Below are 23,884 nucleotides of genomic sequence, written 5' to 3'. Positions count from 1 at the left end.
CTGATCCGCGCTAGGCGCTGGACCATAAAAGGGGGGAGGGTTTTGTCATGTCAAAAACAACGCCTTATTCGCATATGTCGGCAACAACGCTGGCGGCTTTAAAAGAGCTTGCTGCAAAACCACTGGCATCGGCAACGGCAATGCCAAAAGATATGTATATATCCCCTAGTATTTTCCAGCTTGAAATTGAACGGCTGTTCCACGGTGAATGGATTTGCGCTGGGCGCAGTGACGAAATTCCCAATCGTGGCGATTATATGAGCTTTGATCTTTGTGATCAGCCCTTGATCCTTGTTCGCGGCAAGGATGGCGATATTCACGCCATGTCGAATGTTTGCCGTCACCGGATGATGCGGCTTGTCGATGGCATCGGAAACACCAAAAAATTCACCTGTCCCTATCACGCATGGACATATGATATCAACGGCAATCTTGTTGCCGCCACTTATATGGATCAAACCGATTGTTTTGATAAAAAGGCGATTTCTTTGCCGCATGTTCGTTGCGAGCAATTTGAAGGCTGGCTTTATGTATCACTCAATCAAGATATCGCACCAATTGCTGATATGTTGGCACCATTGAGCGAGATAACCACGCCCTATTCGCAAAAGGACTATATCACCATCTTTACCGAACAGCATGAGTGGGATTGCAACTGGAAATGCCTGACCGAAAATTTTATGGAAAGCTATCATCTGCCTGTCGCGCATAAGGCAACGGTTGGCGCGCATTACGTGGTGAAAGGCACCAGCTTTGACCGCCGTGGGCATTTCGAAAATTTCACCTATCAGCTATTCACCAAATCAGATGGCGCGCCGGTTGGTAATGCGCATCCCGATAATCAAACCCTGACGGGTAAATGGCGCAATATTTCGGTGATGCCAACAGTGTTTCCGGGGCATATGTATGTTTTGGCACCAGATCATCTTTGGTATCTGTGTTTACAGCCAAAAGGGCATGATAAGGTCTCGATCAAATATGGCGCGGCAATTGCGCCAGAAGTGTTGAACGCCCAAACCGATAAACAGGCCTTCATCGCGAAAACCAAGGCGTTTCTCGATATTGTTCAAGTTGAAGATCGGGGGGTTGTTGAAGGCATTTATCAAGGCGCTTTATCGCCGCTTGGCACACCCGGGCCGCTAAGCTGGCTTGAGCGGGAAAACCATGAATTTACCCAATATTTGGCGCGCCGCCTTTGTGATTAAGCATTTGTGATTAGGCCTGTTTTTCAAGCGCGCGGCCATGACGGGTGACGAGATAAACCCCGGCGGATGCCATGAAAAAGCCAGTGACCGTAACTGGAGTCAGCGGCTCGCCAAAGATGAAAAAAGCGATGATTGCCGTTACTGGCGGCACCAGAAATAGCAACGATGTTGTTGCGGCAACGCTATCGCGTTTGATCAGAATCATCAAAATCACATAGGCACCGGTTGAAACAGCCAATACTTGCCATGCAAGCGCAATTAAAAACGGCTCATTCCAGGTGATATGTGGCGTTTCAACCGTTGCAATCAGCAATATGAAAAACAGGCTGGCGGCACTTGCCTGAATGATATTGCTTTTCAATAACCCAATCGAGCCGCCAATGCGTTTTTGCAGCAAAGTACCAGCCGTAATTGCAAGCAAACCAAAAACACAAGACATGATCGCAATCACCGGCGCATTGATCCCAAGCGATGGAAAAATTACGACAATAACCCCGGCAAAGCCGATAAAAATGCCAATCCATTGAATCAGGCGTGGTTTTTCACCAAACAGGAAAATTGCCAATGCTGTTGTCAGTAATGGCTGGGTCGAGACAATCAGGGCAGCCAGCGCCGCGCCAAGGCCATTGGCCATTGCAAAAAAAGTGCTGCCAAGATAGGTGCCATGGATCAACACACCAACAAGCGCAGTTTGCAAAACCGGATCATTTGAACGATTTTGTTCGTCACTGGCTTTTGCGCTAACCGCTTTTGTCTTGTTCTTGTTTCGCCAAATCCAAAACCCAACGGCAACAGCCATGAAAATCAGCGCAACAATCGAAAACCGAACAGCCAGAAAGGCAAATGGTGTTGCATGTTGCACACCTGCCTTGCCAGCCACAAAAGCCGATGACCACAGACCAACAAAAATAATGGGTAAAAGAAATTGTGCCATTGATGTTTGGTTCCGTTCATCACGAAAGGCATAAATGCCGCAAAGCTGCGGCCGATCGTTGCTTGGTTTCGAGGTTGGGTTATTTAAATCATGAAAATGTGGTTCTGCTGACCCTAATATGAGCGAAAAATCTGCCTTTGGGCAATTATTAACTGACATTTAAAAATTGCTTTATGTCAGGCCGCCACCCTGCATATCAGCAAACCGGCCAAAGCGGTATTTCAAAAACAGCCAGATCGCCGCATAACAGATCAGCGGAATCAGAAGCTGCAGCATGGCGGCAACACCGGCTGGCCCGCGACTGCCATTCGCAGCAAGGCTAACCGCCTCAACCGTGATCGTGGCAATGCGTCCACCACCAACAAAAACAGTTGGCAGATAAAGCGCGATAGAGACAGCAAAACCGATGAATAGTGCCGCGCCAATCGGCATGGCCAAAAGCGGCAAGTGAACGCGCAAAAATCGTCTGAAAGGGCTAAGGCCAAGGCTGCTTGCTACATGGTCATGCCGCCAATCCATTTGCGCAAAGGCCGGTGCCAGAACAAGCCATATATAGGGCAGGATGAAAATCATATGAATATAGATCAGCGCAGGCCAGCTACCGTCAATGCCAGCCCAGCTAAGCCCGATTTGCAGACCGAATAGAAAGCTGATCTGCGGCACAAGAAGCGGCAGATAAATGGCCGCTTGCAATAGCCGGTTGCGCTGGATTAAATGTTGCCCGTGGTAAAGCCATAAAAACACCACGCCAACCGCCAGAAATGCGGCGCTGATGGCCAATAACCCGCTATTGATAATAAGCGGAAGATAGCTTGCCATATCCTGCCAGTGAAGCCAGCTAACGCCTGCTGGCAAGGCTGCTGGAAAAAACCAGCCCTTTGCAAATGACCATAAAAGCGCGGCAACAAGCCCCATCACGCCAATCAGCATAGGCAGAATGGCAAATAGCGATAAAAATCCTAACCAAGGATCGGTCGATTGCCCGCGCCAACCGCGCCAGCGGCAAAATCTGACAATCGCACCAACCAGATTTTCCCCAATCCACCACAGCAAAAGCGCAATCAGCACAAGACCGATTTGCCAGATGGCACCAAATGAGGCTGGCAGGCGGGTAGCAAGATCGGCATCATGAAAGCCGTTTAGCACCAAAATGGCCAATGGGGGTGGCAGGCTTGGTGCCAGCAATAACGCCATATCAACAACCGATAGGCTAAAGACCAGAACCGCAATAACCGGCAGTCTGATCTGGCGATATATCAATGGTAAAACCAGAAAAACCCAGCTTGTAAAGCGGCCATAGCCAAGCGCTGCACCAATGGCAAGAAGGCGTGCCAAAGGCAGGCTTGTCGCAGCCGACAAACCAAGAAGAAGCAAAAACGGTAACTCTTTTGCCACCAGCCCTAAAATCAGTACAAGACCATAAGGGTCAGGCACCAGCCCCCAATTTGGCGGCTGCTCAAGGCCGGTCAATGCTGGTGAGACAAGGCGCATAAGCCAGCCGGATGGGGCAAGCAGAAACACCAACCCAACGGCAATCGTACTATGCGGAATTGCCACTAACGGGCCAAGCAAGCGGCGCAGGCGAAGCATCATTCGGCTACCTGAAAAAGCTGCCAGAATGACAAAACAGCCAGCAAGCGAGATAGCACTTGCCATTAGTCCGGTTTTCAAAGACAACCAGGTGGCAAGCCCAAGGCCGGGTGTCGCCAGAAAATGACTCGCCGCATCACCGGAAAAGCTGCTCTGTCCAAATGCCGGAAAATAGCCTGACGCTGGCAAAATAATCCCAATAAGTCCAAGCAGTACCGGCAATCCAAAAAGCAGGGCAGTCAGCGCGGTCAGGCCGGTGATGGCGATATGTTGCCGGTTTTGGATGGCGCGCCTGCTATTGGCCACTGGCATAGCGTTTGATCCATGCCGCCTCAAGACGGGGCACCCAGCTTGGATGTGGTTCAGCAAGCGTGCGGCCTAGATCGGCATCACTTAGAGTGGCAATGCCGCGTGGCAGCTTGGTAAAGGCCATGCGCTGCGCGTCAGATAATTTTGGCATCGACAAAACCGTTGGATCGCCCCAATTGGCTGTATCTGCTTTTTTCACCTGCGCTTCGGGCGATAGCATGAAATTGGCCACCAGCTTGGCCGCTTCGGGTGCCGAAGCATTGAAAGGAATGGCCAGAAAATGCACATTGGCAAGCGTACCGCCATCATGGATATAGGTGCGAACGCTATTCGGCAATTCACCCCGCGCAATTGCTGCCGAGGCATCAGCAGGGTTGAACGCAATGGCAATGTCAATTTCCCCATCACCAAGAAGCTGGCGAAGCACTGGATAATTTGCCGGATAGGCGTTGCCAGCACGCCATAAATTGGGTTTCGCCTTATCTAGCCAGTGCCATAAAGGCGCGGTGACAGCATCAAAATTGGCCTCATCAACGGGTTGGTAAAGCGCCGGATCAGCTTTGCTAAGCTCAATCAAAATCTGTTTGAGAAAGGACATGCCAATGAAATCTGGTGGCTGCGGAAAGGTAAAGCGACCCGGATTTGCGGCAATATAATCAGCCAGTGCCGCGGCTGATTTCGGCGGGGTTTGCAGCCTTGCGCTATCATAGGAAAAGACCAGTTGCGCCCGGCCCCACGGGCTTTCTTTGCCATTGGTCGGTTCGGCAAAATCTGACAGGATTGCAGGCAAGGCCTTGCTGTCAGTATAGCGCCAATTTGGCAAAGATGTGACCCACGGCCGGTCTTGCAAAAGACCAGCCCGCTTCATCGCGGCAAAATTTTCACCATTCACCCATAAAAGATCAATCGAGCCGCCATTTTTGCGTCCGGCCGCCTTTTCGGCAAGGATTCGTGAAACAGCGCTTGCCGTGTCGGTCAATTTGACATGAACAAGGGTAGTATCATTGCGATCAGCCAAGATTTGACCGGCCCAGCTGATATAGCTGTTAATTTTGGCATCACCGCCCCATGCGTTGAAATAGACAGTTTGCCCCTTTGCCGCCTTTTGCAAATCGGTAAAATCATCGGCGTTGGCAGAAGTGACAGCAAAGGCGAGGCATAATACCGAAAATATACGGCGTGCAGCATGGTAAAAGCGCTTTTTCTGCATGGTTCTATTCCTCATTGCCTTTTTGCATTTCGATCATAACCCGATCGCTGATAGCATTGTCGGGTCTGTTCTGTCACATTGCAATCATCTGTTCGATTCATTTTTTAACGAACTGAAAAATCGGGTTTTGACCGCACATGCTAGAAGTTAACGCGCTTGAATTTGGATTTGATCGGCCACTTGTCTCTTGCCTGTGCTTTTCGGTACCAAAGGGGCAGATTAGATTGCTGCATGGCGCTAGCGGTTGCGGAAAATCAACCTTGTTGACGCTGATATCGGGAACGGAAATTGCCAATGTGAATTGGGCGGGTGATATCAGGCTTGATGGTGTTGATATTGGTGCTTTGCCAGCGCATCGACGCCAAATTGGGTTAATGTATCAGGACGCTTTGCTATTTCCGCATTTAACCGTTGGTGAAAATCTGGCCTTTGGGCTGGCACCGTCAATTCGCGGAAAAGCCCGTTATGCGGCGGTACAAGACGCTTTGGCTGCGGCCAGCCTTGATGGGTTTGGCGAGCGTGATCCGGCCAGTCTATCGGGCGGGCAGGCGGCGCGCATTGCCCTGATGCGTGCTTTGCTGGCGGCACCAAAGGCATTATTGATGGATGAGGCTTTTTCGAGCCTCGATCCCGAGTTGCGCCGCCAATTTGGACATTTTGTGGCAGATCAAATCAAATTACGGCAGATACCGGCGCTTCTTGTCAGCCATGATGCCGCTGATCAGGAATTTGCCACTGATCCGGTGCTGCAATTTCCAAAAAAAGCGAGTCTTCAAAGCCATGCCAATTGATAACAGCCGTGACAAAGATGACATTCTGAAGATGATGCAGGGCTTTCCGCCAGCTGCCAATCATCAGGTGCTGCTTGCCAATTGGCGCGAACCAGATATTGCCCGCTGGTCGTTTAATCATTTGCGGCAATTGCTGCCAACCGCGCCAATGCACCCGGCCAGCCTGCCAACCGCTCTTGCCACCGCGCGCCAAGATTTGGATGATTTGTCGTTTCTTGATGCGCACGGGGATCGCCAGAAGCTTGGCGCTTTTCTGGCGGCCAGCCAAAGTGATTGTTTTGCCGTGATGAAAGATGGCAAGCTTGTCTTTGACTGGTTTGGTGGGTTTGGTGCACCAGACCGCCAGCATATCGTCTTTTCGATCACAAAATCGATGGCGTCGCTTCTTGCCGGTGTTTTGGTTGGCGTAGGGGTGATTGATGTTCAGCGGCAAATCACCGATTACCTTCCTGAACTTGGCCATAGTGCCTATGCTGGGGCGACCATCCGTCACCTATTGGATATGCAGATTGCATCGGGTTTTCGTGAAGATTATCTGGATACAGACGGGGTTTTTATGGCCTATCGCCGGGCTTCGGCGTGGAACCCGATTGAAGAGGGGGACCGCAATGACGGCTTGCGTGATTTCCTGACCAAAATGCCAGTATCTGATATGGCGCATGGAACGCGTCATCACTATTGTTCGCCGCATAGCGATGTTCTTGGCTGGGTAATCGAACGAAGCGGCGGTGCCAGCTTTGCCGAATTGTTCTCGCGCCATATATTGGCGCCATGTGGGGCTGTCCATGAGGCCTATATCAGTTTGGATACATTTGGTGCTCCGCGTGTTTCGGGCGGGTTATGTATTACGATCCATGATCTTCTTCGCATTGGCCAGACGGTGTGCGATGGTGGCTGTTTCAAGGGTCAAGCGGTTGTACCAAAATGCTGGATTGATGATATTTATCACCAGCATGACAATTATATCTGGTTGCAACAGAAAGATGGCCAAGGGCCCCGACTTTTTGTGAATGGCAATTACCGATCGCAATGGTACCGTCCCGATCAGGACAGGCAAATTGCTTGTGCGATTGGAATTCATGGGCAATGGTTATGGATTGACCGCGCAGCAAGGCTGGTGATCGTCAAAATGGCGTCAAATGGCATGGTGGTTGACACCGATACTGACCGAACATTCTTGAAGTGCATTGATGCAATTACGAAAACGTTAATATAAAAGTAGTAAAGGTTTATTAAGAATAGATTTTTGCTTTACAGTTCTCTATCAATTCGATCAAGAAATGTCATAAAGGTGAGAAGATGAATCACGTCTACGACTTGTTAGGTGACGGTAAAAAGGCATTCTTTGAGCTGTCACGGACTGATCGCTTTATGCATGCCTTCTGGCTGTTAGGCCCCTTCTTTCTCTTGATCGAAAGGACACCTGGCGACGTGTATGTATCGATAGTTGCCCTTACGTTTTTAGTTAGATCTTTGATAACGCGTGATGGAGCGTGGCTAAAGTTTTTCTGGGTAAAATCAGTTTTTATTTTTTGGGGAATTTGCCTTCTTTCTGCAATAATGTCTCAGGCTCCTTCCTATGCATTTGGCGAAGCACTTATTTGGATTAGATTTCCGTTATTTGCTATGGCCACTGCATTCTGGCTCGGAGTGGATAAGCGGCTTCTGCTTTTGATGTTTTTTTCAACAGCATCCGCGATCTTATTGATGTGCGGCATACTTGCAGCAGAACTTGCAATTGAAGGCTTTAAATCAAGGTTAAGTTGGCCTTATGACGATCTTGTGCCTGGAAATTATTTGGCAAAAGTTGGATTGCCAGTGGTTGTTTTTTCAACAACATTATTTTTGTCTTTGAAGGGGACTAAGTCAATTTTAAGTGGGGGGTTCTGTTTACTTGCGATTGGAATGACAATGATGACAGGTGAACGCGTCAACTTTCTGATTGTGTTGTGTGCGGCCCTACTTGCCGTTTTTGTTTGGGAGGCAAGTTGGATAAAACGTTTCTCTTATATGATTTTGGTAAGTGTAATCCCAATATCAGTTCTTGCAATTTTCCCGTCTGTTTTTGATAGGTTTCTGGTTTCATTTTTAGACCAACTTCCCCTGTATAAAGGGAGTCCATATTATGATGCAATGGCGCCCGCATGGCTTATTTTTGAAAAATTTCCAACTCTCGGAATTGGAGCCGGAAATTTCCGATATTTGTGTGCTGAATTAATTCAACCCGGATTGGGCTACCATTGTCACAATCATCCACATAACTTTTATTTACAGATATTGTCTGAGACGGGCTTATTGGGGTTGATTTTAGCAGCTATCTTCATTGCATCAATAATTGTTAAGTGCTTCAGCGCTAGGACTATAAATCGGCACGTTTTATACTCAGTTGCTTGGATTATCCCATTTGCATTGTTTTGGCCAATAAGATCTAGTGCTGACTTTTTTGGCCAATGGAATAATATATTCCTTTGGAGCGCTGTGGCTTTGGCTTTGGCTGTTGTTCACTCGAAGTCCAAAAACATCTGATCGCTTTTTTAACGAGTGGAGGTTGCGCTGAGAAAATTAAAAACAACTAATTTATACAACTAAAAGTGTAGCTCAGGATTTTTGCGAGAGGTCCAAAACAGTTTTTCCGTAACCGCACATTTGTGAGTACAGTTCACGCAGGTGTAGAGGTTCTATGTTAAGGCTAGAAAAGGGCATGTCCACGCAGTTTTTAGATGCCCAAATTGTGAAAGCCGCCCTTGGGACAAAAACATAGCTTTGTTTTTTTCAAAAAAGGCAATTAGCTTTGATGGAAAGAATATTTTTTATGTTGCATCTAATGGTCGCTTTTACGTCAGCTCAAAGCAGAGCCAGGTTATGTTGGCGGTGATATTCAGAAACGAAGAAATGCAAACTCAATAGTTGGCATAACCTCTACCGATTTTGATGCAAATCATTTCGATTTTTCGATTTGCAACCATGCCATGAAACATGTCCAAGATGATAAGAAAGCAATGGGGGAGTGTCATCGCGTTTTAAAGCCTTGGGGCAAAGTTATCTTTAACCTTCCCTTGTCTGGAGAACCAGAAACCCGGGAACCAAATACAGGGATGTCTGTGCCTGAAATAAAGGCGATAGTTGGTTAGGATCACAAACATTATTATGGATATGATTTTGCAGACAAATTAGAAAAATTTGGTTTTAAAGTTGAGATTTTTAAAATTACTGGAGCTGAAGCATAGCTTCATGGTATAGCATCTGGCGATTTTAACGGCGAAATATTCATTGCTAGAAAATAGTTTTTAGGCTTGCCTCCACCCTTTGGCTGTGTCCCAAAATTACAGTAGCCCAACTGCGATAAGCCGCCCGCCCATAATCAAAAACGCCCATAACACGATCCGGCGAAATGAATCCTGCTGAACATGGCCGCGAAGCCATTCGCCAACCCGAAAGCCTGCTAGCACGACAATCAGTCCCGTCAGGGAATGAAGAACCGTGTCGATATTCAGAACCCCAGCAAAGGTCAGGCCAGCGGCAAGCGGGATTGATCCTGCCAAAAACAGAAACCCCGTCGCGCCGATAAATTCGGCCTTGGAAACATTGTGCGCGAGCAAATACATAGCTACCGGCGGTGACCAGATCGAGCTCAACCCGCCAAGAACGCCGGAAAAAAGCCCAACCCCAACATGCCATTTGCGCCCATGACCAAGGGGAATTTTCGCGCCAAACATCTGAGTTAATGAAAATGCAATCATGGCAAAGCCAATTGAAACCGTCAGCACGGCCTTTGGGTAGGCCATGATGAACAGTGAAGTCAGAAAGATGCTCGACATGATTGCAAGACCGAAAAGCCAGTATTTTCGGGCAATTTCACGCCGGTTCTCGCTTCGCGTATATTGCGCAATATTGGTAAAGATAATGGGTAAGGTCAGCAAAGATATCGCGATGGTTGGGTCCATCACAAGCGTTAGCAGTGCCATTGCTGCCGCGGGCAAACCAATTCCAAGAAAGCCCTTCACAATTCCTGACAAAAAAAACACTCCCAAGACAGCTAACGTAATCGCAATGTCTTGGGAGGGTAGAAGTGATGTTGTGATGAACTCGTTCAAGGTCCCTTGATTCTATTCCGGTTTTGCTTTGGTGCGGTTTGAGGCCAATGCTTTATAAACGCCGGTGCCGAGGGTTATGGCTCCCGCAACGATGAGAATCAAACATATAGGTCGTGACAAATAAGTAATCAGATCGTAGTGAACCATTTGCATTCCTTGCGCAAAATTTTGTTCGCCGATCTTACCCAGAATGATTCCAAGGACAATGCCTGGGATTGAATAACCTGACCGCCTGAGCAAGAATCCAATCATACCAGCAAGAAACATTACCATTACATCCAAAACAAGCCCTCGTCCGATGTAGGAACCGATACTTGCCAGCATTAAGATCATTGGCGCCAGAAAATGAAAAGGTATTCGGAGGAGTTGTAAAATAGTTTTGGTTTCTATTAAGCCAATGAAGAGAATAGACACATTGGCGTAGAACATTGCTGCAAACACAACCCATATTAGCTCTGGAGAGTTGTAGAAAACCAGAGGGCCGGGTTCCATATCATGGAATTGGAACACTGCTACCATTATAGCTGTTAGGGCGCCGCCTGGCAGTCCAAGCGCCAATAAAGGGATCATGGCAGCGCCAGTTGCAGCATTGTTTGCAGTCTCAGATGATATAACACCCTCAAGGTTGCCCTTGCCAAATGACTCTTTATCTTTTGACCAACGCACAGCTTCACCGTATCCCATAAATGCAGCGAGTGTTGCCCCTATCCCAGGGAGAATGCCGCAGAAAAAACCAACAAGAATAGATCGTACAACTGCGATTTTGTATCGCCACAATTCAAGAAAGGTTGGAAAATTCACATCTAATTTTGGTGCGTTGTATTTTCCAAAAGCACGTTTTTCGGCTTGAATAAAAATTTCTGAAACTGCAAAAAAACCCAGTATAGCTGGAACAAAAGCGATGCCCGCTGCGAGGTCTGTCATTCCAAAGTTATAACGATTTATTCCACCCACAGGATCTTGGCCAACCGTAGCAACGAGTAAGCCAAGAAGTACAGACATCCAGCCTTTCCAAATCGTGTTTCCTCCAACTGAAGATGCAACGGCAAGCCCAAAAAAAACCAGTGCAAAAATTTCTGGTGGGCCGATGTTCCGGATTGCCCATTGTGCTAGTGGTTCTGTTGCGGCCATCATTAGTAAAGCAGACGCTGTGCCGCCAATAGCTGAGCAAAGCACCGCAGCTCCCACAGCTTTGCCTGCGCGGCCTTGTTTAGTCATTGGATAGCCATCAAAGGCGGTTGGCGCATTCTCTGGAGCTCCAGGGATGTTGAAAAGGATGGCTGTAATAGCCCCCCCATAGGTTCCAGTGCAGTAGATAACCGCAAACAGCATTACACCCTGAGCTGGCTCGAGCCCCGCACTAAAAGGGAGAAGTATTGCCGCCAGGGTGAGCATGCTGACACCTGGAATTGCGCCAAAAAGCATTCCGCCAATGACGCCAAAAACGAAAATCAATATCGTGATTGGGTCACCAAAAAGTGCAGTAGTTCCGGCAAGAAAATTTTCAATCATGAGAGCAAATCCAGATTTAGAACATGTTTTGCAGCTGGTTGTTCATGCGTAACATAAACGCGCTGAAATCATAGAATGGTGAGACGGTGCCTTGAGGTAGGGGTGCGTTGAGAACAATCATAAACAACCCAATTATTATTGCGTAAATGAATAGCGTGATTCCTATTATCCAGCGCGGCCGGCGTTCTCCAAGAAGGACTATGACCAGCGCCGTAAACACTGGAGTTGCCGCATAAAAACCCACGGGCTTTAGAGACCAAGCAAAAATCAGAGGCAGAAACAAAAAGCTACCTATGTTCAAGTATGATGATAAAGGCTTTTCTGCGTCGTCTAAATCGTCTTCACTTATGCCAACACGACCTGGTTGAGGGGTCGAGCCATTAGCCCGTTGATAAAACAAATTACCTGCGATAACCAACATCAGCATAAGCAAAATAGAGCGAGGCCATGCAGTAGCCCCAAACTTGTATATCTCAATTTTTTGATTAAACTCAAACGAATAAATAAAAAACAAAGCTGCGATAGCAACCCAGGCCACCGCTTCTATCAAGTGAGATGTGTTCAGTTTTCCCATTGCCTAACCTCTAAGAACCCTGCGGATGTAAATCCGCAGGGTCTCAATATTTATCTTTAATTTTGGCGATTATTTAACGGCCATGCCCATTGATTTGTATACTTCACGGTATTGCTTGATAGCGCCGTTAATCAATGTTCTTGCTCCGTCAGTGTCGCGGTAGCTGTCAATCACACTCATGAACTTCGAGTCATTGAATTTTTGATAACTGTCTTGGCAATAACCGCGTTGAAAAGCCCACTGCAACCACTTTACTCGATCAGCTGGAGCCTTGGCATTAACATAGAAGCCGCGGAACCGGAGTAATGGCGTAAACGACATGCCCATTTCTTTGTGAGTTGGGACGTCGGCAAACGCTTTTGGACGCTCGTCGAAGATGGTGAGAATTGGTTTAAAATCACCAGAGTCGAGGAACTTCTTTACGTCACCAGGTTGCTCAAAAAGAGCATCAACTTGACCACCCATCAGGGCACCGTATCTTGGAGCTCCTTTGTCAAAAGAGATTTGCTGGATTTCCATGCCAGTCGCGTCAGTGATAAATTTCATTGAAACACGTTCCATTGAGCCTTCTTTTGAAACGTTAGCAATGGTTGCTTTGCCGCCCTGTGCCTTCACCCAAGCTACAAATGACTTCCAATCGTTGTAGCGGGTCTCGCTTGAACGAATATAGATTTGTGAGAATGTCACTTGCGAAATGACTAGGGGGATCAAATCTTTTCCCGGATTTGGTTTAGAAGAGTCCAGTGCATGCGCTGAAGAGGCGTCATCGATATGTTCTAGGACATTGTAGCCATCTGCTGGTGCTGCCATGTAAGCAGTCATACCGACCGTGCCAGAGCCGCCAGGCTTGTGGTCGCGGTTTATATCCACTCCAGTGAGTTCAGTCACAGCTTTTGCCATTGCTGCCGCCACCTGACCTGAGCCACCAGCGGGGCCATACGGTACGATCATGGTCAATGCACGGTCAGGAAACCCGCCCGGCTTTGCCATGCTTTCTTCACTAACCTTACATTTAAAGCCATGCCCGCCAGCAAAACTTGCTGTTGACACACCAGTTACCATGCCAGCAAGTAAAACGCCTTTTGCGATAGATTTTACGATTTTCACAATTTCCTCCGTAGTAGATTTTTATAGTAATCAGTGTGGCCGATTGAAATGAAAATGCAAACATTTCGTAGTATAATGTTGAAAAAAATTGCCTCGTTGGTGCCTTTTTGACAAATTCAAACATGCCGATCGGTTGGCGCGCTTAAACCGCGCATTTTTCAATGCGACGGCTGAACCAAAACTGGCAAATTATCGGCGTCTAAGGGGTTTGTGGAGATCTGTGATTGGGTGATCTAAGACACCAAATCAAGAAGCTTCATGCGTTGCACCTTGCCTGACGGGCCTTTTGGCAGATCGTCCAGAAAATAAATATGATCAGGTGTCTTATAGGTGCCGATCCGGCTTGTGCAAAAGGCAAGCAATTCATCTTCTGAAATGGTTTTGCCATCCTTTAGCCGAACGCAGGCTTCGACACGCTGGCCGTAATCCTTGCATTCGCGGGCAAAGGCAGCCGCCTCCAAAACAGCGTCATGTTCCAGCAAGGCCTCGTCAATTTCGCGCGGTGCGATATTTTCCCCGCCTTTAATGATCAGCTCTTTGATCCGGCCAGTAACAAAGATGAAACCATCTTGATCCATGCGCCCAAGATCGCCGGTGCGAAGCCAGCCATCGGCCGTGATGGTTTTGGCGGTTTCGTCTGGCCGGTCAAGATAGCCCTGCATGACATTGCTGCCACGAACCAGAATTTCGCCTTCGATATCAGGCCCCAAAATCGAAAGATCAGGGCTAGCTATGGCGATTTCATTACCATAGCCGATACCGGGTGAACCAATTTTGCGCTCTCCCGGTGGCAATGGATTCGACAGGATTTGCGCGCCGGTTTCGGTTAGGCCCATCGTTTCGATAATCGGAATATTGAACCGCTTTTCAAATTGACGGTGAATTTCGGGTGGCAGTGGCGCCGAGGCTGAGCGCGAAAAGCGCAGCCGGTCACGGTTAAGATCAGGAACATTCTCATCATTCAGCAAATAGGCAAATAGCGTTGGCACGGCGCTGAACCAGCTGCAATCAAACTGCTTCATCTGCGCCCAGAAATGCGTTGCCGAAAAGCGCCGTGGCATCACAAGTCCGCTGGCTGATACCAAGGTTCCCATCACGGTTACGCATAGGCCATTGATATGATAAATTGGCAAAACACACATGCCAATATCGGTTTTATTCAGCTTATGCGCCATGCAAACATTGCTTCCCGCCGCAATCAAATTGGCATGTGACAGCAAAACCCCTTTTGGCACGCCGGTGGTTCCCGATGTATACATCAAAAGGCCAATACTGCCGGCGTTTGGGCGGCGCAAATCAGCCTTATCAATTGGGGTGATTTCGGTTTCACCCCAGCGCGGGCCTTGGTCGATATCCATGCTTACAATCTGCGGCATGGTTTTTGGCGCCTCAGACATTGCTGCCAAGGCGTCTTCAACCATCGACCTGCAATCATCGGCACAAAGAATGATTTCGGTTTTAGAATGTGACAAGACAAAACCAAGGGTTTTGACGCCTGCAACCAAATTCAATGGTGTTGCGCGATAACCTCCAAACACGGCGCCGAGAAAGGCAAAGCTGGCCGCGGCACCATTTGCCGACGCAATCGCAACCGACGCGCCATCTGACAGGCCGGCACCTTGAAGGTAACAGGCGATTTCGGTGGCACGGTCAAGACTGTTCTGCCAGCTAAAGGCCTGTTCCGTTTCAGGTGTTGTCAGCCAAATCGCATCGGGTGCGGCAGATGCGGCGTTGCTCAGCAGATCTGCAATGTTAGACGATGATGCGCCCGGCATGGTTCAGACGCCCGCCTGTTTGCTGGCCTTGAAATAGTCAGCAAACATTTCGTCAACTGTTGGCTCAACGGAGGCAATCGGTCGGGCAATCCGCACATGATTGACAAAATGCGTCCAATTCAAATTGTCATCAATCGAATTGCCACCCCATGACCCACAACCCATCGACAGCGAGAAAGGAAGACCATTGTCGAATGACCCGCCAGTGGCAAAGCAATGCGCCTGATTGACGATAATGCGGCAGGCCTGCATATCCATGGCCAAATCGCGCGCACGGTCATCATCGTTACTATGCAGCCCCAATGAATGGCCGCGTCCCTGATAGGCGTGAATTTCGCGCGCCATTTCCTTGGCCGTCGCAAAATCAGATGCGCGGTACAGTGCCAAGAATAAAGCCATTTTTTCACCTGAAATTGGCGCGTCCGGGCCAATGGCTGTTGCTGGTGCCACAAGAAATTTCGTGCCTTTGGGTGCCGCATCAGCAAATCCAAGCGTGTCAAGAACGGCGTCAATATCCTTGGCAAGCATATTGCGGTTCAAATGACCTTCGTGCCAATGCGTGCTGATAAGGTGATTTGTCTGGTCTTGGTCAAGACACATGCCGCCAGCGCGGGCAATCGCCTGCAAAAACGCGTCATAAACAGCATCGACAACAATTACCGCATTTTCGGATGAACAAGATGTGGCGTTATCGAAACATTTTGACCGGGCGATTTTGCCAGCAGCATCATCAAGATCGGCGGTTTCGTCAATGATTGTCACAACATTGCCCATGCCAACCCCAAGCGCAGGCGTGCCGGATGAATAGGCCGAACGGACATTGCTTTGCGAGCCGGTGACAACCAGCATATCGACGCCTTGCATCAGCCGTGCGGTTTTTTCCTTTGACGGCGGATTCGGCACCATCTGCACAAGATCATGATCAAGACCAATTCGGTCAAATTCGGCATAGACATATTCCAGCAACTTGGCCAAAGGCGCGGCACCTTTCGGCGACGGTGCCAGAATGATGGCATTGCCGGTTTTTAAAGCATTGACGACATTGTTGATTGGGGTTGCCAGCGGGTTGGTAGACGGTACGATTGCTGCAACGACCCCTTTTGGCCGCAAAAATTCGCTAACCCCAGATTGGGCATCATCATCGATCAGGCCAAAGCTGGTTTTGCCGTGGATGTCGCGAAGCAGGCCAAGCGTTTTCCTGTGGTTTTTGGTGATTTTATCAGCAATTTTGCCAAGGCCGGTTTCGGCAACGGCAAAGGCGGCAAGCTCGGCATTGCGGCTTGGTTCCATCAGCGCCCATGCGGCGGCTTCGGCGGCACGGTCAAACCGTTCCTGACTTCCGTTGGCTTCATAAGATTGCTGGGCTTTGCGCGCCCGTGCGATCATGGCATCAATATCGGCCGTTACGTCGGTCATCTATACACTCCCACCGAAAAAAAGTTGTTTGCAATTAGCCTTCCAGCCATTTGATTGTCAATCATTCTGGCCGAAGAATATATCAAATTTTACAAAATTGCCGCAGCAACAGCCTGTTCAGCATTAATCGTCTTTGGTGAAGGGCAGGCTTGCGGTTTTCCATGCGGTAAAGCCGCCATCCATGTCGCGGATATTGCTGAGTCCCATATCTTGCAGGGTTTTGGCAGCAAGTGCTGACCGCCAACTGCTGGCGCAAAATAAAACAAGCTCGCCTTCGGTCGCAAAAATCTCTTTGTGATAGGGGCTGTCGGGATCGGCCCAAAATTCCAGCATGCCGCGCGGTGCGTGAAATGCGCCCTCAATGCGGCCGTCGCGCTGTAATTCGCGAATATCCCGGATATCAATCAAAATGGCATCACCTGCCTGCTGCCGGTCATGCGCGTCGGCTGGGCTGATGCTGTTGGCTTGCTGTTTTGCCTCGGCAACAAGCATTTTCACGGTTTTGGTAACGGGCATTTTGTCTCTTTTTGTTTGTGGTTAGATTGAGGGCGGATTGGGGCGGTCAGATTTATGCCAATCAGCCAGTATAAGGGCAGGTTTGATCAATTCCTTTAAATCACGGCGAACGCCAATCCAGCGAAGATGAATCGAATTGCGGACAATTTCTTCATCATTATCTTTCAGCTCATCGGCAATTGGTGCCCAGCGGAAAACCGCATCCGAACTCGATTGAAAGGCTGCTGGCCCATCAGCAATTAAATCCCAATTGGCAAAGGCGGCGCGTTGTTTGCCGGTATCCCCCATCGCGGCAAAATCTTTTGGATCAATGTCATTTTGATCGTAATCCAGCAAAATGCCATCCAGCATTTCAATGGCAAGTTCTTGCGCGGCCATGTCGTTTAAGCCGCCATCGCGCTTGAGCTGGGCAATGGCAAATAAGCCAAGATCGCAAATGGCGGCACCATAGACATGCCAGCGGGCAATGCGCAAAGAGGTCAAAAAATCATCATTTTGGAATAATTTTGGAAAGCGGGTGCCTGCACGCGCTTTGACGTATGTATATAGCGTCACCTGCGATACAAATGCGGCGCGGCTGTCAATAAATTCAAACAGCTGTTGCCGTGTTGTAAGCGGCGGATCTTTAATGAGTCCGATGGTCCGCAGCATTGATTTGATGGTGGCTTTCATTGGCTTCAAAACACTCATACTTTTATTAGTTGCCATTTACCTTTTATTCACTAACATCTAGCGCGTGTATTGTCGCGTAAACAACAATAATAATCCGTGGCAACTTTTTGATCCGAATGTGGTGCTTGAACTTGTCTTGCACAACGAGGGTCGTGGGGAAGTGTTTTACTTGGAGAGGTAAATCACGCAAATTGGAGGATGCTGTTATGAGCAGTCAATCTACCAGCGCGCCGGGTCATTGGGACAGGACGAAAAGTCTTTTGTTCAAGACACTGGCCATCTGGGTTTTCTTAGCATTTATAATCCACTGGTTCGGTGATGCCTTGAATGGCGCAGCTGGATCGTTCCCGGGCGGTTATTTTACGGCCGGCATGGGAGTTCAGATATCGTTCGCAATTCTTGTCTTCTGGTTTGTTACAAAGCAAAGCCAGATTGATGACGAATTCGGCGTTTCAGAAGATTAGGAGTGCTGTTATGAGACTTGAAGGTGGATTTATAAAAAACCTAGGCAGAGTCTATGGGGTCTATACACTGGGCTTCCTCGGCTTTGTAATTATCATGGCAATTCTAGAACAAGCAGGTGTCAGCGCTGAAAAAATTGGCTGGATGTTTGTTGGATTTACCATCGCTATTTATGCCTTGATTGGCATTTTGTCCCGGACCATGGAGTCGGGGCAATACTATGTTGCAGGACGTGAAGTTCCTGCAGTTTATAACGGCATGGCAACTGCTGCTGACTGGATGTCAGGTGCTTCATTTATCGCGATGGCCGGTGGCATTTACATGAACGGCTATCCTTACATGGCGTTCCTTGTTGGCTGGACCGGTGGTTATGTATTGGTTGCAAGCTTGATCGCACCATATTTGCGAAAGTTTGGCTGTTACACGGTGCCTGATTTTATTGGCACGCGTTACGGCGGTAATCTTGCACGTTTCTGTGCAGTAATTGTTCTTGTTATGGCTTCCTTTACTTATGTGACTGCCCAGATTAACGGCACGGGTACGGTTGCAGCTCGGATGCTGGATATCCCATTTGAATGGGGTGTTTGGGTAGGGTTGTCCGGTATCTTGGCCTGTTCAATGCTTGGCGGGATGCGTGCGGTGACTTGGACGCAGGTAGCTCAATATATCGTGTTGATTGTTGCCTACTTGATCCCGGTGTTTTGGATGTCGAACAAACTTGGCTACGGAATGATACCGCATCTATCTCAATTTGACGCAGTTTTAGCTGTTCAAGAGTTAGAGCAGCTCCACAACCTTGGTGCTGCGGTTGATCCAGCAGCTCAAGCTGCTGCAGGCAAGCTAAAGGCCCTCAGCGTTGGTATTAATGATGCCAGCGATACATTGATGGCAAAGTGGAAGTTCTTCACTTTGGTACTCTGTATGATGTTGGGAACAGCCTCACTGCCGCATGTTTTGATGCGTTATTTCACTACCGCTTCGGTCAAGGCTGCACGCCAGTCGGTTGGCTGGTCATTGGTATTTATTTGCCTGTTGTATCTAACCGCACCTGCATTGGCGACCTTTACCAAGCTCTCATTGCTCGATCCTAATTTGGCGACTGGTATTATCGGTAAATCTTTTGCTGATGCTCAGTCTCTTGAGTGGGTTCAGAAATGGACCAGTGCTGGCTTCTTGAAGCTGGTGGACGGCAACGGTGATGGCTTGTTGCAGTTGCAAGAGTTTTTCATGAATGGCCAAATTGTTGTTTTGGCGACGCCTGAAATTGCTGGCCTGCCTTATGTGATTTCTGGTCTGGTTGCTGCCGGTGGTCTTGCGGCTGCTATGTCAACCGCCGATGGATTGCTTTTGGCGATTGCGAACGCTTTGTCACATGACCTTTACTACAAGATCATCGATCCAAAAGCTGACACTGGGAAGCGACTCGTTGTGGCGAGGGTATTGCTTTTGGCAATCGGTGCTGCGGGTGCCTATGTTGCGGCGCAAAAGCTAACCGGAATTCTGGGAGCAGTTGCTTGGGCATTCTGCTTTGCAAATTCAGGTTTGTTTTTCCCATTGGTGCTTGGAATTTGGTGGAAACGTGCAAACCGCGCTGGTGCGATCGCTGGCATGATTGGTGGTCTCGCTTCAGGAACCGCTTATCTCTACGCTGTCAAGTTTGCTGGCATGGATCCTTGGCTTGGCATTGATCACCTTCGGTTTGGTATGATTGGTATGCCAGTCAGCTTGATCTTGATGGTCGTTGTGTCAAAGGCCACTGAGGCGCCAGATGAGGAAACCATGAAGATGGTTGACTCGATCCGTATTCCAAAGGGCGAAGTTGTTCAAAACAGCTAAGGCTTAAGGCCCAATGGGACTCTAAATCAAATTTGGTGGAGCAGGGGCTATCTCCTGCTCCACTTTTTTTGTAAAATTCGATTAACAAAAACTTCAAAGATTGATGACAAATATATCGATGCGTGATTTGGGGGGGGGATTATGGATAGCGGAATTAGCTGGGGCGTGCTGTTGCTCGACTACACGTTAGGGGCCGCGATGTGGACCTTGATTGGTCGCTTTGGAATGACGATTTTTTTGAATGAAGATTCCGATTTCTTTTTCATGCGCGCCTTTATGAAATTTACTGAACCGATGATCAGGGCAATGTCGTTCTTAACGCCGGGCTTTTTGGTTGATCGGCTGAAACCGCTTTATGTGGCTTGGTTCTTGTTTATGATCCGGTTTTATATAATGCCATTGTTTCTTGGCTATGATGTGATGGGAATGTTGTCATTCCCGCTCGAATCGGAAGCTGCAAAGATTGTTTATGATTTGGGGCAGATTTTCCGCTAGTGACAGCAGGCGCAATTGAACAATGATCATATGGCAATGACAATCAGGGCTTAAGTCTGGGTATGAACAAGGAACGGTCAATGAATAGCTATGCGCAAATTTATCGCGATGCAACTATGGACAAGGCTGGATTCTGGCTTGATGCGGCGACGGCGATTGATTGGGTAAAGGCACCAAAAACCGGTCTCGATGACCGCAATCCGCCGTTTTACCGCTGGTTTCCCGATGGTGAGATGAATAGCTGTTTCAACGCTGTTGATCGCCATGTTCTGGCCGGACGCGGCGACCAAAAGGCAATTATTTATAGACTCGCCCATCACCGGCCATAAATCGACCCTAACCTATGCCGAATTACAACAGCAAACGGCAAAATTTGCCGGTATGCTTGCTGGTCTTGGTGTGGAAAAAGGTGATCGCGTCATCATCTATATGCCAATGATCCCGCAAGCTGTGGTGGCCATGCTTGGTTGTGCGCGGCTTGGTGCCATTCACTCGGTTGTGTTTGGTGGCTTTGCCGCTGCCGAACTTGCCAAACGCATTGATGATTGCACGCCAAAAGTGATGATCAGCGCTTCTTGTGGCCATGAACCCGGGCGTATTGTCGAATATAAGCCGCTTCTTGATGGTGCCATCGAAACGGCAAACCACAAACCTGACCATTGTGTGATTGTCCAGCGTGAGGCGCTTGAGGCCAGCCTTGTTGTGGGGCGCGATCTGGAATGGAATGCGGCGCTTGATGCAGCAACCGAATTGCTGCCGGTTCCGGTCAAGGCAACTGACCCTCTTTATATCCTTTATACATCGGGGACTACCGGCCAGCCGAAAGGTGTGGTTCGTGACAATGGCGGTCACGCTGTCGCGCTTCACTGGTCGATGCGCCATATTTACGATATGCGGCCGGGCGATGTTTATTGGGCAGCTTCTGATATTGGCTGGGTGGTTGGTCATTCCTATATCGTCTATGCGCCGTTGCTTTTTGGCTGTACCAGCATTTTATTTGAGGGCAAACCGGTTGGCACGCCTGATGCTGGCGTGTTCTGGCGGGTGATTTCCGAACATAAGGTCAAAGCATTATTCACCGCGCCAACTGCCTTTCGGGCGATTAAACGCGCTGATCCTGATGGAGCGTTTTTAAAAGATTATGATACGTCATGTCTGAAATATCTGTTTTTGGCTGGCGAACGTGCTGATCCGGATACGATTAGCTGGGCTGAAAACCAGCTTTGCGCGCCAGTGATTGACCATTGGTGGCAAACCGAAACCGGCTGGTCAATCTGTGCCAACCCGCTGGGGATTGAACATCTTGCCGTCAAGCTTGGCTCGCCATCATTGCCGATGCCCGGCTATGAAATTGATATTCTCGATGCTGATGGCGCGGTGTTGCCGGCGGGTGAGCTTGGGGCAATTGCGGTGAAATTGCCATTGCCGCCATCATGCCTTTCAACAATCTGGGGGGCTGATGACGCCTATGTTGCAAAATACCTCACCAGCTTTCCGGGCTATTATGAAACAGGTGATGCTGGCTATTGCGATGAGGATGGTTATCTCTACATCATGGCGCGTACTGATGATGTGATTAATGTTGCTGGCCACCGGCTATCAACCGGCCAGCTTGAAGAAGTGCTTGCCGATCATCCTGATATTGCTGAATGTGCCGTTATTGGTGTTGCCGATCAATTGAAAGGGCAATTGCCGCTTGGCCTGATCTGTCTTTATCCGAATTGTAACCGGCTGCAAGATGATATTATGGCCGAAGCGATTACGCTTGTGAAAGAACGGGTTGGTAGGGTGTCATCCTTTAATTTGATTGCGGTGATTGAACGCCTGCCAAAAACACGGTCGGGTAAGGTTCTGCGCGGCACGATGGCCAAAATTGCCGATGGTGAAACCTGGAATATGCCAGCCACCATCGATGATCCGGTGATTCTGGATGAAATCAAAACAGCCTTGCAATTGATTGGCTATGCTGGCGGTAAAAGCTGATTATTTGCGCCGGATTTGTATGAAAAAACTGGCGGCGGCAATGAAAATACCGATGAAAATGAATTGCGCGGTAAAAATCGTTGCGTTACCCGCTAGATTTGCCTTAAACAAACCCACTGCCATCTATTGCTAGAGAAACCAGCATGTTTGAAAAATTCCAGCCTGCCAAAGCCGATCCGATTTTGGGTCTTTCCAAAATATTTCAAGCCGATCCACGTACTGAAAAAATCGATCTTGGGGTTGGCGTCTACAAAGATGACAATGGCATAACGCCGGTTATGTCATCGGTGAAAAAGGCTGAGGCACGCCTGCTGCAAGAACAGAATTCAAAAGCCTATGTATCGCTTGCCGGTGCCGAGCTTTTCCGTGATCAAATGCGCGATCTTGTTCTTGGCGATGCTGTTGCCGCCGATCGGGTTGCCACTTTGCAGACCCCGGGCGGAACTGGCGCAATCCGGCAGATTTTCGAATCGATGAAGGTTTTGAACCCCGATTGCACGATCTGGATTAGTGATCCTAGCTGGCCATCGCATATGAGCATGGCAACGCATATGGGTTTCAAAATCCGCGGCTATTCTTATTTTGACAATGAAACACGGCTTGTTGATACCGCCGCGATGATGGCGTCGTTTCAAGATTTGAAAGCTGGCGATTTGCTGCTTCTTCATGGCTGCTGTCATAATCCAACCGGCGCAAATATCGATATAGACACATGGAAAGCCATTACCGATCTGGTTATTGAAAAAGGCGCTATGCCCTTTATTGATATTGCCTATCAGGGATTTGGTGATGGGCTGGATCAAGATGCGGCACCGCTCCGCTATATGGCATCGCGCGTGCCGGAAATGTTTATTGCAGCATCATGTTCAAAGAATTTCGGCCTGTATCGTGACCGTGTCGGCATTGCCATGATAATTGCCAAAGATGCCAGCACTGCCGAATTGGTGCAGGGTAATTTGGCGGTTTTGAACCGGTTGAACTATTCATTTGCGCCCGATCATGGCGCCGCAGTGGTCGGTATGATTTTGGCTGATGCCGATTTGCGCGCCGAATGGATGGCCGAACTTGAACAGATGCGCATGACCATGCTGACCATCCGTCAAGATTTGGCCAATGCGCTTCGTCAGCAATGCAATTCGGATCATTTCGATTTTATCGCGCATCATCGTGGCATGTTTTCGCGCCTTGGGCTGAATGCCGAACAGGTGCTGTCACTTCGCGAAGATCATGGCATGTATCTTGTCGGTGATAGCCGTATTAATATTGCTGGTTTGGCTGGAAAACGTCACCTGCCATTCGCTATTGCAGTTGCGAAGGTTGCCGCAGTTTCCTAAGCTTTGATCGCGTGGCGGTGTTTTAATGCGCTTCCATTGCCATCTTGTTGGTTTTTCCTAGGAATATTG

General features: G+C 48.6%; 20 protein-coding genes and 1 pseudogene. 10 read left to right on the top strand and 11 right to left on the bottom strand.

Annotated features, from left to right (window positions below; genetic code table 11):
* The first annotated feature begins 47 nt into the window (after window positions 1–47).
* Window positions 48–1,205: an aromatic ring-hydroxylating oxygenase subunit alpha gene (locus ABXT40_RS07485; RefSeq protein ID WP_443644998.1), complete on the top strand. Its 1,158-nt coding sequence runs from the start codon at window positions 48–50 to the stop codon at window positions 1,203–1,205.
* A 10-nt stretch (window positions 1,206–1,215) separates the two neighbouring features.
* On the opposite strand, the gene ABXT40_RS07480 is transcribed toward ABXT40_RS07485, so the two are convergent.
* From ABXT40_RS07480 to ABXT40_RS07470, 3 genes are all read right to left on the bottom strand, one after another.
* On the bottom strand, window positions 1,216–2,139 hold the full coding sequence (locus ABXT40_RS07480) for a DMT family transporter (RefSeq protein ID WP_443644997.1): 924 nt from the start codon (window positions 2,137–2,139) through the stop codon (window positions 1,216–1,218).
* A 171-nt stretch (window positions 2,140–2,310) separates the two neighbouring features.
* A complete protein-coding gene (locus ABXT40_RS07475) occupies window positions 2,311–4,041 on the bottom strand; it encodes an ABC transporter permease (RefSeq protein WP_443644996.1) in 1,731 nt (576 codons plus the stop codon).
* Window positions 4,025–5,248: an ABC transporter substrate-binding protein gene (locus ABXT40_RS07470; protein WP_443644995.1), complete on the bottom strand. Its 1,224-nt coding sequence runs from the start codon at window positions 5,246–5,248 to the stop codon at window positions 4,025–4,027. Before ABXT40_RS07470 ends, ABXT40_RS07475 begins: the two co-directional genes overlap by 17 nt.
* A 137-nt stretch (window positions 5,249–5,385) precedes the next feature.
* Here ABXT40_RS07470 and ABXT40_RS07465 point away from each other — a divergent pair, with 137 nt between their 5' ends.
* The 4 genes from ABXT40_RS07465 (at window position 5,386) to ABXT40_RS07450 (ending at window position 9,170) form a co-directional block, all read left to right on the top strand.
* Window positions 5,386–6,039: an ATP-binding cassette domain-containing protein gene (locus ABXT40_RS07465; RefSeq protein WP_443644994.1), complete on the top strand. Its 654-nt coding sequence runs from the start codon at window positions 5,386–5,388 to the stop codon at window positions 6,037–6,039.
* Window positions 6,029–7,255 (top strand): serine hydrolase domain-containing protein, encoded by a 1,227-nt coding sequence (locus tag ABXT40_RS07460; RefSeq protein WP_443644993.1) that lies wholly within the window; start codon window positions 6,029–6,031, stop codon window positions 7,253–7,255. The genes ABXT40_RS07465 and ABXT40_RS07460 overlap by 11 nt, the downstream gene beginning before the upstream one ends.
* An 83-nt stretch (window positions 7,256–7,338) precedes the next feature.
* The gene (locus tag ABXT40_RS07455) at window positions 7,339–8,565 is read left to right on the top strand and encodes an O-antigen ligase family protein (protein WP_443644992.1); all 1,227 of its coding nucleotides are present in this window, start codon (window positions 7,339–7,341) and stop codon (window positions 8,563–8,565) included.
* A gap of 350 nt (window positions 8,566–8,915) precedes the next feature.
* Window positions 8,916–9,170, top strand: a complete 255-nt coding sequence (locus ABXT40_RS07450; protein WP_443646983.1) for a methyltransferase domain-containing protein — start codon at window positions 8,916–8,918, stop codon at window positions 9,168–9,170.
* Window positions 9,171–9,362: 192 nt separating this feature from the next.
* Here the strand turns inward: ABXT40_RS07450 and ABXT40_RS07445 are convergent, their stop codons facing one another.
* From ABXT40_RS07445 to ABXT40_RS07410, 8 genes are all read right to left on the bottom strand, one after another.
* The gene (locus ABXT40_RS07445; protein ID WP_443644991.1) at window positions 9,363–10,133 is read right to left on the bottom strand and encodes a sulfite exporter TauE/SafE family protein; all 771 of its coding nucleotides are present in this window, start codon (window positions 10,131–10,133) and stop codon (window positions 9,363–9,365) included.
* A gap of 12 nt (window positions 10,134–10,145) precedes the next feature.
* Window positions 10,146–11,645 (bottom strand): tripartite tricarboxylate transporter permease, encoded by a 1,500-nt coding sequence (locus tag ABXT40_RS07440; protein ID WP_443644990.1) that lies wholly within the window; start codon window positions 11,643–11,645, stop codon window positions 10,146–10,148.
* Window positions 11,646–11,661: 16 nt separating this feature from the next.
* Window positions 11,662–12,219 carry a tripartite tricarboxylate transporter TctB family protein gene (locus tag ABXT40_RS07435; protein WP_443644989.1) on the bottom strand — a complete coding sequence of 186 codons (558 nt, stop codon included), beginning with the start codon at window positions 12,217–12,219 and terminating at the stop codon, window positions 11,662–11,664.
* 69 nt (window positions 12,220–12,288) lie between these two features.
* A complete protein-coding gene (locus ABXT40_RS07430; RefSeq protein ID WP_443644988.1) occupies window positions 12,289–13,326 on the bottom strand; it encodes a tripartite tricarboxylate transporter substrate binding protein in 1,038 nt (345 codons plus the stop codon).
* Between the two features lie 233 nt (window positions 13,327–13,559).
* Window positions 13,560–15,101 carry an AMP-binding protein gene (locus tag ABXT40_RS07425; protein ID WP_443644987.1) on the bottom strand — a complete coding sequence of 514 codons (1,542 nt, stop codon included), beginning with the start codon at window positions 15,099–15,101 and terminating at the stop codon, window positions 13,560–13,562.
* A 3-nt stretch (window positions 15,102–15,104) separates the two neighbouring features.
* The gene (gene sauS, locus ABXT40_RS07420; protein WP_443644986.1) at window positions 15,105–16,517 is read right to left on the bottom strand and encodes an acylating sulfoacetaldehyde dehydrogenase; all 1,413 of its coding nucleotides are present in this window, start codon (window positions 16,515–16,517) and stop codon (window positions 15,105–15,107) included.
* A gap of 123 nt (window positions 16,518–16,640) precedes the next feature.
* On the bottom strand, window positions 16,641–17,033 hold the full coding sequence (locus ABXT40_RS07415) for a rhodanese-like domain-containing protein (RefSeq protein WP_443644985.1): 393 nt from the start codon (window positions 17,031–17,033) through the stop codon (window positions 16,641–16,643).
* Between the two features lie 21 nt (window positions 17,034–17,054).
* Entirely contained in the window at window positions 17,055–17,705 is a 651-nt protein-coding gene (locus ABXT40_RS07410; protein WP_443644984.1) for a hypothetical protein, read from the bottom strand.
* Between the two features lie 206 nt (window positions 17,706–17,911).
* Between ABXT40_RS07410 and ABXT40_RS07405 the strand changes: the two genes are divergently transcribed.
* The 5 genes and pseudogenes from ABXT40_RS07405 to ABXT40_RS07385 all read left to right on the top strand — a co-directional run bounded on the left by ABXT40_RS07405 (window position 17,912) and on the right by ABXT40_RS07385 (window position 23,815).
* Window positions 17,912–18,169: a DUF4212 domain-containing protein gene (locus tag ABXT40_RS07405; protein WP_443644983.1), complete on the top strand. Its 258-nt coding sequence runs from the start codon at window positions 17,912–17,914 to the stop codon at window positions 18,167–18,169.
* Entirely contained in the window at window positions 18,141–20,003 is a 1,863-nt protein-coding gene (locus ABXT40_RS07400; protein ID WP_443644982.1) for a sodium:solute symporter family protein, read from the top strand. The genes ABXT40_RS07405 and ABXT40_RS07400 overlap by 29 nt, the downstream gene beginning before the upstream one ends.
* 141 nt (window positions 20,004–20,144) lie before the next feature.
* Window positions 20,145–20,498: a hypothetical protein gene (locus ABXT40_RS07395; protein ID WP_443644981.1), complete on the top strand. Its 354-nt coding sequence runs from the start codon at window positions 20,145–20,147 to the stop codon at window positions 20,496–20,498.
* Between the two features lie 80 nt (window positions 20,499–20,578).
* Window positions 20,579–22,481: pseudogene (locus tag ABXT40_RS07390) on the top strand (propionyl-CoA synthetase).
* 143 nt (window positions 22,482–22,624) lie between these two features.
* Window positions 22,625–23,815 (top strand): amino acid aminotransferase, encoded by a 1,191-nt coding sequence (locus ABXT40_RS07385; RefSeq protein ID WP_443644980.1) that lies wholly within the window; start codon window positions 22,625–22,627, stop codon window positions 23,813–23,815.
* Window positions 23,816–23,884 lie beyond the last annotated feature (69 nt).

Origin of the sequence: Candidatus Ponderosibacter sp. Uisw_141_02 (assembly GCF_048087665.1) — a bacterium.
In the GTDB taxonomy this organism is placed as follows: Bacteria; Pseudomonadota; Alphaproteobacteria; order Puniceispirillales; family Puniceispirillaceae; genus UBA3439.
This window is presented reverse-complemented; position numbering and strand designations above follow the sequence as displayed.